The sequence below is a fragment of the Pseudomonas sp. Sample_9 genome, assembly GCF_004307535.1.
GTDB lineage: Bacteria > Pseudomonadota > Gammaproteobacteria > Pseudomonadales > Pseudomonadaceae > Aquipseudomonas > Aquipseudomonas mercuritolerans.
In genome coordinates, this window is the sequence record NZ_RAZO01000155.1 from 2955 (window position 1) to 17915 (window position 14961).

Consider the following 14961-nt stretch of genomic DNA (forward strand, 5'->3'; position numbering starts at 1 on the left):
GTAATAGGCATGAGCGGCGACGAGATTTGCTGGAGACGTTATTATGTTACCCGTTCTCGCTTCCTTGAGTGGTCATCGTGTCCCGACTTTTTTCTGTTTTTGTGGCTTTTGTTGCCAGTTTTCTGCTGATCGGTACGGCTCAGGCCGAGGTCAAAGTGCTCACCAGCATCAAGCCGTTGCAGTTGATTGCCGCTGCCGTGCAGGACGGCGTGGCGATTCCCGAGGTGCTGCTGCCGCCGGGGGCCTCGCCGCACAATTACGCCCTGCGCCCGTCCGACGTACGGAAGGTGCAGTCGGTCGATCTGCTCTACTGGATCGGCCCGGACATGGAAGGTTTCCTGCCGCGCGTACTCGGCGGTCGCAGCCTGCCGAGCGTCGCGGTGCAGGATCTGCCAGGCCTGAAGCTGAGGCATTTTGGCGCGGACAACCATTCCCATTCCGAAGAAGCCGACGAGCATGATCACGATCATCGCCCCGGCTCGCTGGATGCACATTTGTGGCTGTCACCGGTCAATGCGCGGGTGATCGCCGACAAAATGGCCGCCGACCTCAGCGCCGCCGACCCGGCCAATGCCCAGCGTTATCAGAGCAATGCCAAAACCTTCGATGCACGTCTGGATGCGCTGGATCTGCGCTTGAAGACGCGTCTGGCCAATGTCGAAGGCAAGCCGTACTTCGTCTTTCATGAAGCATTTGATTATTTCGAAGACGCTTACGGCCTGAAGCACGCCGGGGTGTTCGCGGTAGCCGCCGAAGTCCAGCCCGGCGCCCAGCACGTGGCGGCGATGCGCAAGCGCTTGCAGGAAACGGGCAAGACCTGTGTGTTCAGCGAGCCACCGTTGCGTCCGCGCCTGGCAGAAACACTGGTGGCCGGTTTGCCAGTGAAACTGGCCGAGCTGGATGCCTTGGGTGGTTATACGCCGGCGACGGCTCAGGGTTATGAGCAGGTGCTGGAAAAACTCGGCAATGATCTGGCCGGGTGTCTGGAATCGCTGTAACCCCATAGAAAAGATCGCAGCCTTCGGCAGCTCCTACAGGAGATCACATGTAGGAGCTGCCGAAGGCTGCGATCTTTTGATCTTAAAGGGCGAACGGCAACGGTGTATTGACCTTCTGCCGCTGCGCCAGGCGCTGCTCGAACTCCCGCGGATCGTGAATCAACACATCCTGCCCGGCGAACTGCTCGGCGGCGATCAGGCGTGACAGCCAGAACCGCACACAAGCCACACGCAGCATCGTTGGCCAGAGCTCAGCCTCCGCCGCCGTGAACGGGCGCAGCGCCGCATAGGCACCGAGAAACGCACGCGCACGCGGGCCATCGATCACGCCCTCCTCATCCGAACACCAGTCATTCAAGGCGATCGCCACGTCGTACAGCATCGGCCCCGAGCAGGCGTTGTAGAAGTCGATCAGCGCGGTCAGGTGGGTGCCTTCGAACATGGCGTTGTCGCGGAACAGGTCGGCGTGAATGTTCGCCCGAGGCAGTGCAAGGATCTTGTCTTTGCGCTCGGTGATCTCATCCAGCGCCTTTTGCAGCAAGGCACGCGGCTCATCGCTCAGGTGCGAGAGAAATTCAGTGCCCTCCTCCAGCATCCAGTCCAGACCGCGATCGGTCTTGCGCTTGATCATGCGTTCGCCCTGAGTCGCCAGGTGCAGATGCGCCTGCAACTCGCCCACTTGCGCGCAGTGCTGGGCGTTGGCGACCTTGATGTGCTTGCCGGACAGGCGCGGTTGCAGCAGCGCCGGTTTGCCTTTGAGCTCACGCAGGGCCAAGCCGTCGGTGGTGCGCAGGGCGTAAGGCACCGGCAGTTCGGCTTCGTGCAGCACATCGAGCAGGTCGATGAAGAACGGCATCTCCTGCACCGGGCCGCGCTCGACCAGGGTCAGGACAAACTCGCCCTGCTCCAGGCTGATGAAGAAATTGGTGTTTTCGCTGCCGGCGGCGATCCCCTGGAAATCAAGCAGGCGGCCGAGCCCGTAAGGGGCGAGAAAGGTTTCCAGCTCGGGCCGAGCCAGGGGAGTGAACACAGACATTGAAAACTGCTCAGTTTTGGCGCCGCAGTCAGGCGACGCCGATTAAAAATCGGGAAGCTTACTTCCAGGTAAAGATTTCCCACGACGGAATCAGCATATCCGGCTGGTCGGATCTGATGTAATTGGCGTCCGAACCATCGGCGCGCACCAGGAAATACGGTTTGCCCTTCTTGGGCGTGACCTTGATCGCATAGACGAAGCCATTCCGGCTGTACTCCTGAATGGTTTTGTCCCCCTCCGTGCGAATGGTGACCTCGGGGTCGCCGCCCGGCGCATCATCCGCCGCCATCGCGGCCAGTGGTGAGACAGCGATCAACCCGACCAGCAGCAAGCGATTTAACGTACGCATGATAACCTTGTCCCTTTGTCGTCAACGGTCCCGCTATTCTAGCCCCGGACCCGCCGAAAAGGTTGATCCTGCTCATGAGCCAAGCCCCCCTCGTCCTGGTGGACGGTTCGTCTTACCTGTACCGCGCCTTTCATGCACTGCCACCACTGACCACGTCCAAAGGCCTGCCGACCGGTGCGGTCAAAGGCGTGCTGAACATGCTCAAGAGTCTGCGCAAGCAGTACCCGGACAGCCCCTTCGCCGTAGTGTTCGACGCCAAGGGCGGGACATTTCGCGATGAGATGTACGCCGAATACAAGGCCAACCGGCCGAGCATGCCCGATGACATGCGCGTGCAGATCGAGCCGCTGCACCAGAGCGTGATCGCCCTCGGCTTCCCGCTCCTGTGCGTGGACGGCGTCGAGGCCGACGATGTGATCGGCACCCTCGCCCGCAGCAGCGCGGCGGCCGATCGCCCGGTGATCATCTCCACCGGTGACAAGGACATGGCGCAACTGGTCGACGGCCACATTACCTTGGTCAATACCATGTCCGGTAGTTCGATGGATGTGGAAGGCGTGAAGGAGAAATTTGGCGTCGCACCGGAGCAGATCATCGATTATCTGGCGCTGATGGGCGATTCGTCCGACAACATTCCGGGCGTGCCGGGCATCGGCCCGAAGACGGCGTCCGGCCTGCTGGTCGGCGTCAACGGCGGTCTGACCGAGCTGTACGCCAACCTCGATATCGTGCCGACCCTGCCGATCCGTGGCGCAAAAACCTTGCCGGCCAAGCTCGAAGAGCACCGGGAGATGGCTTTCCTGTCCTATCAACTGGCGACCATCAAGGTCGACGTGCCACTGGATATCGGCCTCGATGATCTGCAAATGGACCAGGAAGATCCGGCCAAACTCTACGAGCTGTACACCCTGCTGGAATTCAAGAGCTGGCTCAATGATCTGGATCGCGATGCCAAGCGTCTGGAACTGAGCGCGGCGGCCGAGCCTTCGCCAGCCCATGATCTGTTCAGCGCCCCACCAGCCGAGGCAGCCGCTGCCCCGGCCGAAGCGGCGTACGAAACCATCCTAGACCAGGCGCGCTTCGACGTCTGGCTGGAAAAACTGCGCAACGCCAAACTGATCGCCTTCGACACCGAAACCACTGGCATCGACGCGCAGCAGGCGCAACTGGTCGGTCTGTCGTTTGCGGTGCAGGCCAACGAAGCTGCGTACATCCCGCTGACCCATTCCTACATCGGCGTGCCGGAGCAGCTGGATCGCGACACCGTGCTGCGCGCACTCAAGCCGATTCTGGAAGACCCGAACAAACTCAAGGTCGGCCAGCACGCCAAGTTCGACATGAACATTCTGGCCAACTGCGCCATTGGCGGCGATCAGAGTGAAGGCATCAGCGTGCGCGGCATTGCCTTCGACACGATGCTCGAGTCCTACGTGCTCAACTCCACCGCGACCCGTCACGACATGGACAGCCTCGCGCAGAAGTACCTCGACCACACCACAGTCAGTTTCCAAGACATCGCCGGCAAAGGTGCCAAGCAGCTGACCTTCGACCAGATCGCCCTGGAACAGGCCGGGCCCTACGCCGCCGAAGACGCCGACATCACCCTGCGCCTGCACCAGACCCTGTTCGACAAGCTCAGCGCGATTCCGAGTCTGGCCAGCGTGCTGACCGACATTGAGATCCCGCTGGTGCCAGTGCTGGCGCGCATCGAACGCCAGGGTGCGTTCGTCGATGCCGAGTTGCTGGGCATTCAGAGCATCGAGCTGGGCAACAAAATGGTCGCGCTGGAGCGTGAGGCCTTCGAAATTGCCGGGGAGGAATTCAACCTCGGCTCGCCGAAGCAGCTGGGCGTGATTCTTTATGAAAAGCTCGGCCTGCCGGTGCTGAAGAAAACCGCCAAAGGCCAGCCGTCCACCGCTGAAGAAGTGTTGGCGAAACTCGCCGAAGACGATCACCGCTTGCCGAAGGTGCTGATGGAGCACCGCTCGATGAGCAAGCTGAAAAGCACCTACACCGATCGCCTGCCGGAGCAGATCAACCCGCGCACCGGGCGCATCCACACCTCGTATCATCAGGCCGTGGCTTCGACCGGGCGCCTGTCTTCCAGTGACCCGAACCTGCAGAACATTCCGGTGCGCACCGCCGAAGGCCGACGCATTCGTCAGGCGTTCGTCGCACCCAAAGGCTACAAACTGCTGGCGGCGGACTATTCGCAAATCGAACTGCGGATCATGGCCCACCTGTCCCGCGACGAAGGCCTGATGAACGCCTTCCGCAACAATCTCGACGTGCACACTGCAACCGCTGCCGAAGTATTCAAGGTCGAGCTTGATCAAGTGACCTCCGACCAGCGTCGCAGCGCCAAGGCGATCAACTTCGGTCTGATCTACGGCATGGGCGCGCAGAAGCTCGGCAAGGACATCGGCGTCGACACCAAGACCGCCAAGGCTTACATCGACACCTACTTCGCCCGTTATCCAGGCGTTCGCGAATACATGGAGCGTACCCGCGCGCAAGCGGCGGATCAGGGTTACGTCGAAACTTTCTTCGGTCGTCGCCTGTACTTGCCGGAGATCAACTCGAACAAGCCGCAGGAACGCGCTGCAGCAGAACGCACAGCGATCAACGCGCCGATGCAGGGCACGGCAGCGGACATCATCAAGAAAGCCATGGTGGCGGTGGATAACTGGCTGACCACGTCGGGTCTGGACGCGCGGGTCATCCTGCAAGTGCACGACGAACTGGTGCTGGAGGTTCGCGAGGATCTGGTCGAGCAGGTCAGCGCCGAAATTCGTACGCACATGAGCGAAGCGGCGAAACTGGATGTGCCGCTGCTGGTGGAAGTTGGCGTGGGCAACAACTGGGATGAGGCGCACTGAGTCATTGTTGCGCAACCGTCGCCGCGACCTGCCGTCGCGGCAACGGCCGAAATCCGGCTTAGATCGAAAAACGCTTTAGGCTATTCCAAAGCTTTTTGAAAAAAATCTGAACTAATCTGCCGGCGGAACACTCAGAGGTACTGAATGGCTGGTGAAGCCCTTCGATGCTCCTATGTTGTGTTAAGTGTTGGCAGATATCTGAACCCCGCCCTAGCGGTTCGGAACTTGAACCCCGGAACTTCTCCCTCCCCAATGAAGTCCGGGGCTTTTTTTGCCCCAAAACTGGCTGTGATGCCGTCATGCTGCGTTAAAAGCACCGCTAAAAATGCTCATTTAGGTACCCTAAACTCCGCTTTTTAGCGGTGCTTTCGCCTTGCCTGACAGCACCACAGTCAGTTTTGAAATTGTCTTACTCGGCTGCCGCCTCGGCGCCTTTGTCTGCCAGTTCCATCCAGTCGGCCAGTACAGTGTAGGCCTCTTCCAGGCCCATGCGTTTTGGTGCGGAGAACAACTGGATGGTGATCGAGTCGCCCCAGCCTTTGCGGATTTCCGACTGTACTTTCAGCAGGGTGTTCTTGGCTGCGCCGTAGGTGAGCTTGTCGGCCTTGGTCAGCAGGATGTGCATCGGCATGCCGGCGGCGACGGCCCAGTCGAGCATCAGCAGGTCGAAGTCGGTCATCGGATGGCGGATGTCCATCATCAGAATCAGACCTTTCAAACTCTCCCGACCACCGAGGTAAGCCTCGAGGTGGCGCTGCCAGTGTTGCTTGAGCGGGATCGGTACTTTTGCATAACCGTAGCCCGGCAGGTCGACCAGACGGCGATCATCGTCTAGCTTGAAGAAGTTCAACAGCTGTGTGCGACCCGGAGTTTTCGAGGTGCGCGCCAGGCTGGCGTGGGTCAGGGTGTTCAGCGCGCTGGATTTGCCAGCGTTGGAACGACCGGCAAACGCCACTTCGAAGCCTTCGTCGTCTGGGCATTGATCGACTTTGGCGGCACTGAGCATGAACGTGGACTGTTGGCACAGGCCGAGGATGGGATTCTTGAGTTGCATGGGATTTCCGATGTGGGCGGCGCCGGGATTGGGCGCGGAACGCGGTGTCGCTTCCGTTTCAGTGACGCCAGTATATAATGCCGCAGATTTTGTGTGTGCTTTGTCCCAGCGAAGGATGAAGTTCACGAGAGCGACAGACTTTGATTGCGCATTAGAACGCAGAACGCTCTCAACCCTGAAAAGGTCGTTTTATGACGAAATGGCTGCTGGCTGCCGGAGTCTTGATGCCGCTTTACAGCGCACAGGCTACACAGGATCCGGAAGCTGTGTACAACCGTGTTTGTGGTGCCTGTCATTCCGGCCAACTACCCATGGCGCCCGCAAGAGGCGATCAGGAAGCTTGGACGCCGAGGTTGGCGAAAGGTATGGGGACGCTGGTGCAACACGTGACCCAGGGTTTCAAGGCGATGCCGCCGCGTGGTTTGTGCATGGACTGCAGTGCCGAGGATTACCAGGCCATCATCCTTTGGATGAGCGAGAGTAAGCCCGGTCCATAACTTAACCCTTAGCCGTAGTTGGATTAGCTGATGAACAAATTGATCGTGAGTCTGCTGTTGACCGTGGGAATTTCAGGTGTCGCCCATGCTGCCGGCGATGCCGCAGCAGGCCAGGCCAAAGCTGCCGTGTGCGGAGCCTGCCATGGCCCGGACGGCAACAGCATGGCGCCAAACTTTCCGAAACTGGCCGGTCAAGGTGAACGCTACCTCGACAAGCAATTGCACGACATCAAATCGGGCAAGCGCGTGGTGCTGGAAATGACCGGGCTGCTGACCAACCTGAATGACCAGGATCTGGCCGACATCGCCGCGTACTTCGCCAGTCAGAAAGGCAGCGTCGGCGCCGCCGATCCGAAGATCGTCGCTCGCGGTGAAGCGCTGTTCCGTGGCGGCAACCTGGAAAAAGGTCTGCCAGCCTGCACCGGCTGCCACTCGCCGAACGGCTCCGGCAATGCTGCAGCAGGCTTCCCCCATCTGGGTGGCCAGCACGCTCAATACATCGCCAAGCAACTGACCGATTTCCGCAAGGAAGAAGGCGGTCGCGCCAACGACGGCGACGCGATGACCATGCGCACCATCGCACGCAAGCTGAGCGACGAAGACATCGCTGCGGTCTCCAGCTACATCCAGGGCCTGCACTGAGGCCCTGAATCGAGGGCTGAACGAGGCGCGCAGCGCCGGCCACGTTAACGCTCGATTAATCCTTCGCAGCAAGTATAAAAAGGGTGGCTTTGGCCGCCCTTTTTTGTGGCCGCTGCCGTTACACTACAGCACTCATGCCCGCCAGGATCTGTGTCGAAACAGGTCGAGCGAGGCGACCCAAATTGTTCAGGAGTAAAGCATGCGTAATCTGATCATCAGCGCCGCCCTCGTCGCTGCCAGCCTGTTCGGCGTGACCGCCCAGGCCGCTGAAGCCCCTGCCGCCCCGTATGTCGAACTGGCCAACCCGGTCCCGGTTGCAGTGCCTGGCAAGATCGAAGTGGTCGAGCTGTTCTGGTACGGCTGCCCGCATTGCTACGCCTTTGAACCCGTGATCAATCCATGGGTTGAAAAACTGCCGTCCGACGTCAATTTCGTACGCATCCCCGCCATGTTCGGCGGCCCATGGGACGCTCACGGCCAGATGTTCCTGACTCTGGAAGCCATGGGTGTCGAGCACCAGGTGCACAACGCCGTGTTCAACGCGATCCAGAAAGAACACAAGAAGCTCACCGACAAGAACGACATGGCTGACTTCCTCGCCACTCAAGGCGTGGACAAGGACAAGTTCCTCGCCACCTTCGACTCGTTCGCTATCAAAGGCCAGATCGTCAAGGCCCGTGAGCTGGCGAAGAAGTACGAAATCACTGGCGTGCCAACCATGATCGTCAATGGTAAATACCGCTTCGACATCGGCTCTGCCGGTGGCGCCGAGCAAGCGCTGAAACTGGCTGATGATCTGGTCGCCAAAGAGCGAGCGGCTAACAAGGCGGCTGCCAACTAAGCGCGGCATTCGCCATGCGCCGCTGGAAGTCCGAACGCATCGTTGGCCTGCATGATCCGCAGGTCAACGAACATCACCTGGCGTCTACGGGCCTGCCCGCAGACCAGCGTCTGCGCTTGCTCAGCTTCAACATTCAGGTCGGCATCAGCACCGAGCGCTATCGGCATTACCTGACCCGCAGCTGGCAGCATCTGCTGCCGCACACCGGGCGTTCCGGCAATCTGCAAAAGATCGGTGACCTGCTCGGCAACTTCGATCTGGTCGCCCTGCAGGAAGCCGATGGCGGCAGCCTGCGCTCGGGCTACGTCAATCAGGTCGAACATCTGGCCCACCTCGGCGCCTTTCCCTACTGGTATCAACAACTCAATCGCAACCTCGGTCGACTGGCCCAGCACAGCAATGGCGTGCTCAGTCGCCTGAAGCCGTGGGCGATCGAGGATCACCCGCTGCCCGGCCCGAAAGGTCGCGGCGCGATCCTGCTGCGCTTCGGCGAAGGTCCGGAGGCACTGGTGGTGGTGATGATGCACCTGGCCCTCGGCGCACGGACGCGCAGCCTGCAACTGGCCTACATTCGTGACTTGATCAGCGGCTACAAGCATCAGGTGCTGATGGGCGACATGAATACCCATGCCAGCGACCTGCTCGAACACTCGCCGTTACGCGATCTCGGCCTGCTGGCCCCGCAGGTGGAAGCGACCTTCCCCAGCTGGCGCCCACAGCGTTGCCTTGATCATATTCTGCTCAGCCCGACCCTGACCCTGGAAAAGGTCGAGGTGCTGGCCCAGCCCATTTCCGATCACCTGCCGGTCGCGGTGGAAATTCGTCTGCCGGGTTCGCTCACGGCCGACGCATTGCCCGCGTTGAGCCCTGCCCCTCGCGGAACCTGTGAATGAGCGACGACGCCCAGCGCTGGAAAGAGAAGTACCTCAAGAGCATCGAACAGCAGGACAAGCTCGAACGCCGCTGGGCCGCGCGACTCGACCTGCTGCGACGCGGTCTGGTGCGCAGCACGCTGGCGGCCGAGGGCACCGACAAGGTCGTCGATCAGTGCATGAAGGAAATGCGCGAAGTCGTGCGTACCGATGACATGGACGCCGGCCTCGCCGCCCTGCTGCCGCGTCTGGAAAAAGCCGTGCTCGACTCCGAGCAGCGCCGCGAGACCCGCATCGATCAGGTCAGCACCGCGCTGACCGCGCTGGTCACCCAGTTGCAGGCCTTGCCATTGCCACGCGAAGTCGCGCAACCGCTGAAGAAATTCGCCAAACAACTGGACAGTCGCGTCGGTCAGGCACGGGAAATGCCGCTGCTGTTGAGCGAACTCAGTGGCTTGCAGGGCAAGGCCTTGAGTCAGTTGGAGACGCCGGCCGAGCCGGGCCGGCCGGGGTTGTTGCAACGTTTGTTCGGTAGTCGTGACAGTGAGCAAGACACTGCTCCAACGGCAGAGGCATCAGTAACTTCAGCGCCGCAGCCGGTTGCCACCGCGCAACCTGAACCGGAGCCTGCGCAAATGGCACCGGTCGCAGACGCTGAGCCGGCGATTGTTACTCCCGCCGCCGTCGAGGCGCCTGTGCTGGAAGCACCCGAACCCGAAACCGCAGCGCTCGCTACACCTGCTGTCACAGTCGAAGCGGAGCCCACGCCGGTTGAGCCAGCCGCTCCCGCCGCACCAAGCCCCGTTGCGCCAGCGCTTGCCACCGAGGCACTCAACCCCGACGAACTGAGCCACCCTGGCGATCCCTTCCCGCTGACTCTCGACAGCCTGCCCCTGCCGGAGCCTATCGCTCAGGCCTTGGCTGCCATCGACCCGGAGCAGTCGGAGCACGACATCCTCTTCGCGCTGCCGGATTCTCCGGAGCCGTCCTACAGCTCCGTGGCCAGACATATCGAAGACACGCTGATCGGTCTCCTCGACGACCTGACCCTGCCCGAACGCCACCGGCCGCAAGCCGAAGCCATGCGCGAGCGGCTCAAACACGGGCTGAACTGGTACGAACTGTTGCCGATCCTCGACGATCTCGCGACTTTGATGCTGGCGATTACCGATAGCGGTCAGCATGAATTCGAAGCCTATCTGCAACAACTCAACGAACGCCTCGAAGCGTTTCAGAGCAACCTGCAAGCGGCCAGCGAAGGGCATGCCGACAATAGCTCGGCGGCGCGGGCCATGGACACGCAGATTCGCGAGCAGGTCGACGGCTTGCAGAGCAGCGTCCAGCAAGCGGCGGACCTCGATGACCTCAAGCATGTGCTGGAGAATCATCTGGAAGGCCTGCTGGGAACGATGGATCAGCACCAGAAGCAACGCGACGCCCGCGAGCAGGAAGTCGCCGCCAGGTTGAAGAGCCTGTCGGAGCGCGTGGCGCATATGGAGCAGGAGGCCATGGGCTTCCGTGAACACCTTGAAGAGCAGCGGCAGAAAGCCCTGATCGATCCGTTGACCGGCCTGCCTAACCGTGCGGCGTGGAGCGAACGCCTCGAGCATGAAATCCAGCAATGGCAGCAGCACGGCAACACCCTCAGCCTGGCCATGCTCGACCTCGATCACTTCAAGCGGATCAACGACAGCTACGGCCATCTGGCCGGCGACAAAGTGCTGAAGATCATCGCCACGGTGTTGCGCAAACGCCTGCGCGGCACGGATTTCATCGCCCGTTTCGGCGGTGAAGAGTTCGTGCTGTTGCTGCCCGCGACGCCACCAGCGGTGGGCGCGAAACTGCTGGAAACCCTGCGCGCGGCGATCGAAGCCTGCCCGTTTCATTTCAAGGGCGAGCGAGTGACTATCACCATTTCCATGGGACTCGCGTCATTCCGGGTGGGAGAACACAGCGATCTGGTGCTGAAAAGAGCCGATCAGGCGCTGTACCGAGCAAAAAACGCCGGACGCAACCGAGTGGAGCTGGGCTGAGGCAATTGTTCCAATTTGTTTAATTCCGCCCGCTGGCGGACTCTGGTCAAATCTGTACGTTACACTGTTGCATTATCGTCTTTTGCGTATCGTCCTCTGCCATGAAATTCCTTGCTCTTGTTGCCTCGCTGCTCGTCCTCGCTGGTTGCGCCAGCGGCCCGCGCTACGACACCAGCCATCCTTCGGCCAATTACGACAGCCGCATCCAGTTCGTGGTGGTGCATTACACCTCGGCATCGCTGGAGCGTTCGCTGCAATTGCTGACCCATGGCGACGTCAGTAGCCATTACCTGATCGGCGATGACAAGAGCGCCACCGTGTACAAGCTGATGGACGAAAACCAGCGCGCCTGGCACGCCGGCGAAAGTCAGTGGCAGGGCCGTACCTGGCTCAACTCCAGTTCCATCGGCATCGAAATCGTCAATCCCGGCTACAAGGACACCCCGACCGGGCGCCTGTGGTATCCGTACAGCGAAGCGCAGATCCAGTCGTTGATCGCCCTGCTCAAGGACATCAGCAAACGCAACGGCATCAGCCCGCGGCACATCATCGGTCACAGCGACATCGCGCCGTTGCGCAAGCTTGATCCGGGGCCACTGTTCCCCTGGAAACGTCTCGCCGCCGAAGGCCTTGGCCTGTGGCCGAACGAGCAAGCAGTGGCGCGTCAGCAGGCGGTTTTCAACAGCAACCCGTTGCCGGAGATCGGCTGGTTCCAGGCGCAACTCGCGCGCCTGGGTTACGACACACCGCAGACCGGCGAGCTGGACGTCGCCACGCGCCACGTCCTCGCCGCGTTCCAGATGCATTACCGCCCTGCCCGCTTTGACGGCACGCCGGATGCACAAACCGCAGCACTTCTTCTGGTTCTCAACCAGACAAAATAATGACGCCCGCCCGACGGTCAGGGCGAAATCGCAATCAGCAGCTATAACTCATGGTAATTCTTCGGAAAATCCCTGATGGCTGCGACCCGAGAGACGCTGCGTAGCTGGTTTTATCGCCCTGTTTTTTTGGCGATGATCGCGGCTGTCCTCAGCGCCAGCCTGTTGATCGCCGGCGGTATGTTCGTGGCGATGCGCCAGATGGAAATGCGCGAGAGCCAGGAAATGAACGCCCAGGGCGAACGTTTCCTCGCGCGCCTCGAACAATTGTTCGGCCAGTTGCGCGAAAGTCTCGACGACCTTGAAGCCCAGCCCTTGCGCGGCTGCGACGAAGAAATGATCGCGACCCTGCAGCAAGTCACCTTCAACTACCGCTTCGTCTACGAAGCCGCATATATGGACGCTTCGCGGTTCTGCTCCAACCGTCCGCGCCAGGAAGGTCTGTCCTTGGTGCGCGCGCCGGACATTCAGGGTCCGACCTACAGCTATTGGCTGAACACCACCACCGAACCCGATGAAAACCGCGCGGCGCTGATGCTCGGTCGCGGTAACTTTCGTGTCGCTACCTCGCGCGGACATTTGACCGACATGGTCGATCTGTCGCCAGGCAGCAGCCTGCTGGTGGTGCTCGATCACGGCACTCGCGCGATTCCGGTGCTCGGCACCGCACAGACCTGGCCACCGACCGAACCCTGGCCACCGAAGAGCCCTGATGCGCTGCAAGTCACGCAAACGCGGCTGATCTACCGCATGCCCACCAACAACCCGGAATATCAACTTGTACTGATTACGCCGCGCACGGGCATGCACGTCCCGGCGGTGTGGTGGTGGCTGTTGCCGGTGTGCCTGATCGCCGGGGCCGTTGTCGGCTTTCTGACCTTGCTACTGGTGCGTCAGCGCCAGTCGCTGGATGCCGAGCTGCACGGGGCGATCCGCCGGGGCGAGTTGCAGGTGCTGTATCAGCCGATCTTCGATCTCGACAGCCGCAACTGCGTCGGCGCCGAAGCGCTGCTGCGCTGGCGGCGCCCGGACGGCACGCTGACCAGCCCCGACCTGTTCATTCCCATGGCGGAAAACACCGGGCAGATCCGGCAGATGACCGACTTCGTCTTGCAGCGTCTGCTCGAACAGCTGGGGCAGCTACTGCGCGCCAATCCGCAGCTGTATATCTCGGTGAACCTCGCAGCCTGCGATGTCATGGTGCCGCGCATCGGCCAAGTCATGGCGCGGCTGCTCGCGCTGCACCGTGTCGCCGCGCGGCAGATAGCCTTCGAAGTCACTGAGCGCGGCCTGATTGATGTGGTGGTGGCGCGGGAGAACCTGCAAGCCTTGCGCGACGTTGGCCATCAGGTGCTGATCGATGATTTCGGCACCGGCTATTGCAGCCTCGCCTATCTGCAGACCTTGCCGGTGGACTGTTTGAAAATCGACAAGGCGTTTATCGACGCGCTGGGCCATGACGCGGCGAGCAGCGGCGTCGCTCCGCACATCATTCACATGGCGCAGGCGCTGGATCTGAAAGTGATTGCCGAAGGCATCGAGCTGGAATCCCAAGCCGCACTGCTCAGCAGTGAGGGAGTCAAGTTCGGTCAGGGCTGGCTGTTCGCCCACGCGCTGAGCGCTGTGCAATTCATCGAACTGATCACCCGCGGCAGGCGCCTCGCCGCGCGGCGTATGGACGACGAAGCCTAAACGGCCAGCGCCATGTAGAACTGCGTGCCCTGCCCCGGCCGCGAATAAACGCCCATACGCCCACCGTGCAACTGGACGATTTCCTTGCACAGCGCCAGGCCAAGGCCGGCACCGCCCTTTTTGCGCCCGACCTGCACGAACGGCTCGAAAATCCGCCCCTGCTGGCCGTAGGCGATGCCTTCGCCATTGTCTTCGACGCTGATGATGACCCGCTCGCCATGCCGGCGCGCCTGCAGCCGGATCTGCCCGTCGCGGGCGGTGTGCCGCAGGGCGTTGTCGATCAAGTTGTCGAGGACGCGATCAAGTTGCGCCTGATCAGCCTGCAACCTCGGCAGCGGCCCTTGAATCTCGACGTTCAGCGCAACACCTTTGGCCGCAGCCACGTCGGCAAAGCGCAGCTGCGCCTGCTCCAGCAGGTCATCAATGGAACATGGCGCCAGAGTGAGTTTCTGTAGGCCGTTCTGGTAGCGCGAGAAGTTGAGCAAGTCGTTGATCAACTGCATCAGACGCTGCATTTCTTCGTTAACCGTATCCAGCAGGTCAGCTTCGCGCGATTCCGCCGGGAATTTCGTCCGCTCGCGGAACAGCCCGAAGGCCATGTGCATGCCCGTCACCGGCGTGCGCAGTTCGTGGGAAGCGCGCAAGACAAACTCACTGCGCACGCGCTCGAACGCGCGTTGCTCGGTGACGTCGTGCAGCACCATCACCGCGCCGAGAATATGCCCCTGGGTATGACTGACCGGCGTCAGGCTGTAGGTCAGCAGGCGCGATTCGCCATCGACTTCGATACTCAGATCTTCCGGCGCGCGCTCCAGCGTGCCGCCGCGCAGGACCAATTGCAGTTGCGCATCCAGCTCCGGACGGCCAAGTGCAGTACCCAGGCCTTGGCCGAGCCGGTCGTCTTCCCAACCCAACTGGCGCTGAGCAACAGGGTTGAGGTGTTCGAGCTGGCCTTGGCGGTCGATCATCAGCAAGCCGTCGTCGATGCTGTCGAGCACCGCTTGCAAGCGCTGCTGACCGGCCAACAGTTCGTCGACATTCATCGCCTGGTGTTCGCGCAACGCCTCGGCCATCAGGCCGAAGCGTCGCGACAGCAGGTTGACTTCCATGGCCGTGGAAATCGGCAGGGTCACGTCATAGTTGCCCTGGCCGATGTTGTCGGCAGCCTTGGCCAGCGCTTCGATCGG

13 protein-coding genes are annotated in these 14961 nt (G+C 61.2%); 9 read left to right on the forward strand and 4 right to left on the reverse strand.

Features of this window, described 5'->3' with window-relative positions:
• Positions 1-77 precede the first annotated feature (77 nt).
• Positions 78-998: a zinc ABC transporter substrate-binding protein gene (locus D6877_RS08045; protein WP_206662975.1), complete on the forward strand. Its 921-nt coding sequence runs from the start codon at positions 78-80 to the stop codon at positions 996-998.
• An 82-nt stretch (positions 999-1080) separates the two neighbouring features.
• Here D6877_RS08045 and D6877_RS08050 read toward each other — a convergent pair whose 3' ends face one another.
• Together D6877_RS08050 and D6877_RS08055 are read right to left on the reverse strand one after the other, a co-directional pair.
• The gene (locus D6877_RS08050; protein WP_130910426.1) at positions 1081-2034 is read right to left on the reverse strand and encodes a homoserine kinase; all 954 of its coding nucleotides are present in this window, start codon (positions 2032-2034) and stop codon (positions 1081-1083) included.
• Positions 2035-2092: 58 nt separating this feature from the next.
• The gene (locus D6877_RS08055; RefSeq protein WP_024014988.1) at positions 2093-2383 is read right to left on the reverse strand and encodes a DUF2782 domain-containing protein; all 291 of its coding nucleotides are present in this window, start codon (positions 2381-2383) and stop codon (positions 2093-2095) included.
• A gap of 74 nt (positions 2384-2457) precedes the next feature.
• Between D6877_RS08055 and polA the strand changes: the two genes are divergently transcribed.
• On the forward strand, positions 2458-5262 hold the full coding sequence (gene polA / locus D6877_RS08060) for a DNA polymerase I (protein WP_130910427.1): 2805 nt from the start codon (positions 2458-2460) through the stop codon (positions 5260-5262).
• A gap of 409 nt (positions 5263-5671) precedes the next feature.
• On the opposite strand, the gene yihA is transcribed toward polA, so the two are convergent.
• Positions 5672-6316 (reverse strand): ribosome biogenesis GTP-binding protein YihA/YsxC, encoded by a 645-nt coding sequence (gene yihA, locus D6877_RS08065; protein ID WP_039757139.1) that lies wholly within the window; start codon positions 6314-6316, stop codon positions 5672-5674.
• Between the two features lie 191 nt (positions 6317-6507).
• Here yihA and D6877_RS08070 point away from each other — a divergent pair, with 191 nt between their 5' ends.
• The 7 genes from D6877_RS08070 (at position 6508) to D6877_RS08105 (ending at position 13774) form a co-directional block, all read left to right on the forward strand.
• Positions 6508-6813, forward strand: coding sequence for a c-type cytochrome (locus D6877_RS08070; protein ID WP_016772347.1), 306 nt, complete (start codon positions 6508-6510; stop codon positions 6811-6813).
• 30 nt (positions 6814-6843) lie between these two features.
• Positions 6844-7455: a c-type cytochrome gene (locus tag D6877_RS08075; protein ID WP_071173954.1), complete on the forward strand. Its 612-nt coding sequence runs from the start codon at positions 6844-6846 to the stop codon at positions 7453-7455.
• 199 nt (positions 7456-7654) lie between these two features.
• Positions 7655-8296: a thiol:disulfide interchange protein DsbA/DsbL gene (locus D6877_RS08085; protein WP_130910428.1), complete on the forward strand. Its 642-nt coding sequence runs from the start codon at positions 7655-7657 to the stop codon at positions 8294-8296.
• A 14-nt stretch (positions 8297-8310) separates the two neighbouring features.
• On the forward strand, positions 8311-9189 hold the full coding sequence (locus D6877_RS08090; protein WP_130910429.1) for an endonuclease/exonuclease/phosphatase family protein: 879 nt from the start codon (positions 8311-8313) through the stop codon (positions 9187-9189).
• Entirely contained in the window at positions 9186-11201 is a 2016-nt protein-coding gene (locus D6877_RS08095; protein WP_130910430.1) for a GGDEF domain-containing protein, read from the forward strand. The genes D6877_RS08090 and D6877_RS08095 overlap by 4 nt, the downstream gene beginning before the upstream one ends.
• Before the next feature lie 101 nt (positions 11202-11302).
• Positions 11303-12085: an N-acetylmuramoyl-L-alanine amidase gene (locus D6877_RS08100; protein WP_130910431.1), complete on the forward strand. Its 783-nt coding sequence runs from the start codon at positions 11303-11305 to the stop codon at positions 12083-12085.
• 75 nt (positions 12086-12160) lie between these two features.
• Positions 12161-13774 (forward strand): EAL domain-containing protein, encoded by a 1614-nt coding sequence (locus D6877_RS08105; RefSeq protein WP_178083650.1) that lies wholly within the window; start codon positions 12161-12163, stop codon positions 13772-13774.
• Here the strand turns inward: D6877_RS08105 and D6877_RS08110 are convergent.
• Positions 13771-14961: ATP-binding protein (locus tag D6877_RS08110; protein WP_130910447.1), on the reverse strand; the 1191-nt coding region annotated here is incomplete at its 5' end. The genes D6877_RS08105 and D6877_RS08110 overlap by 4 nt on opposite strands.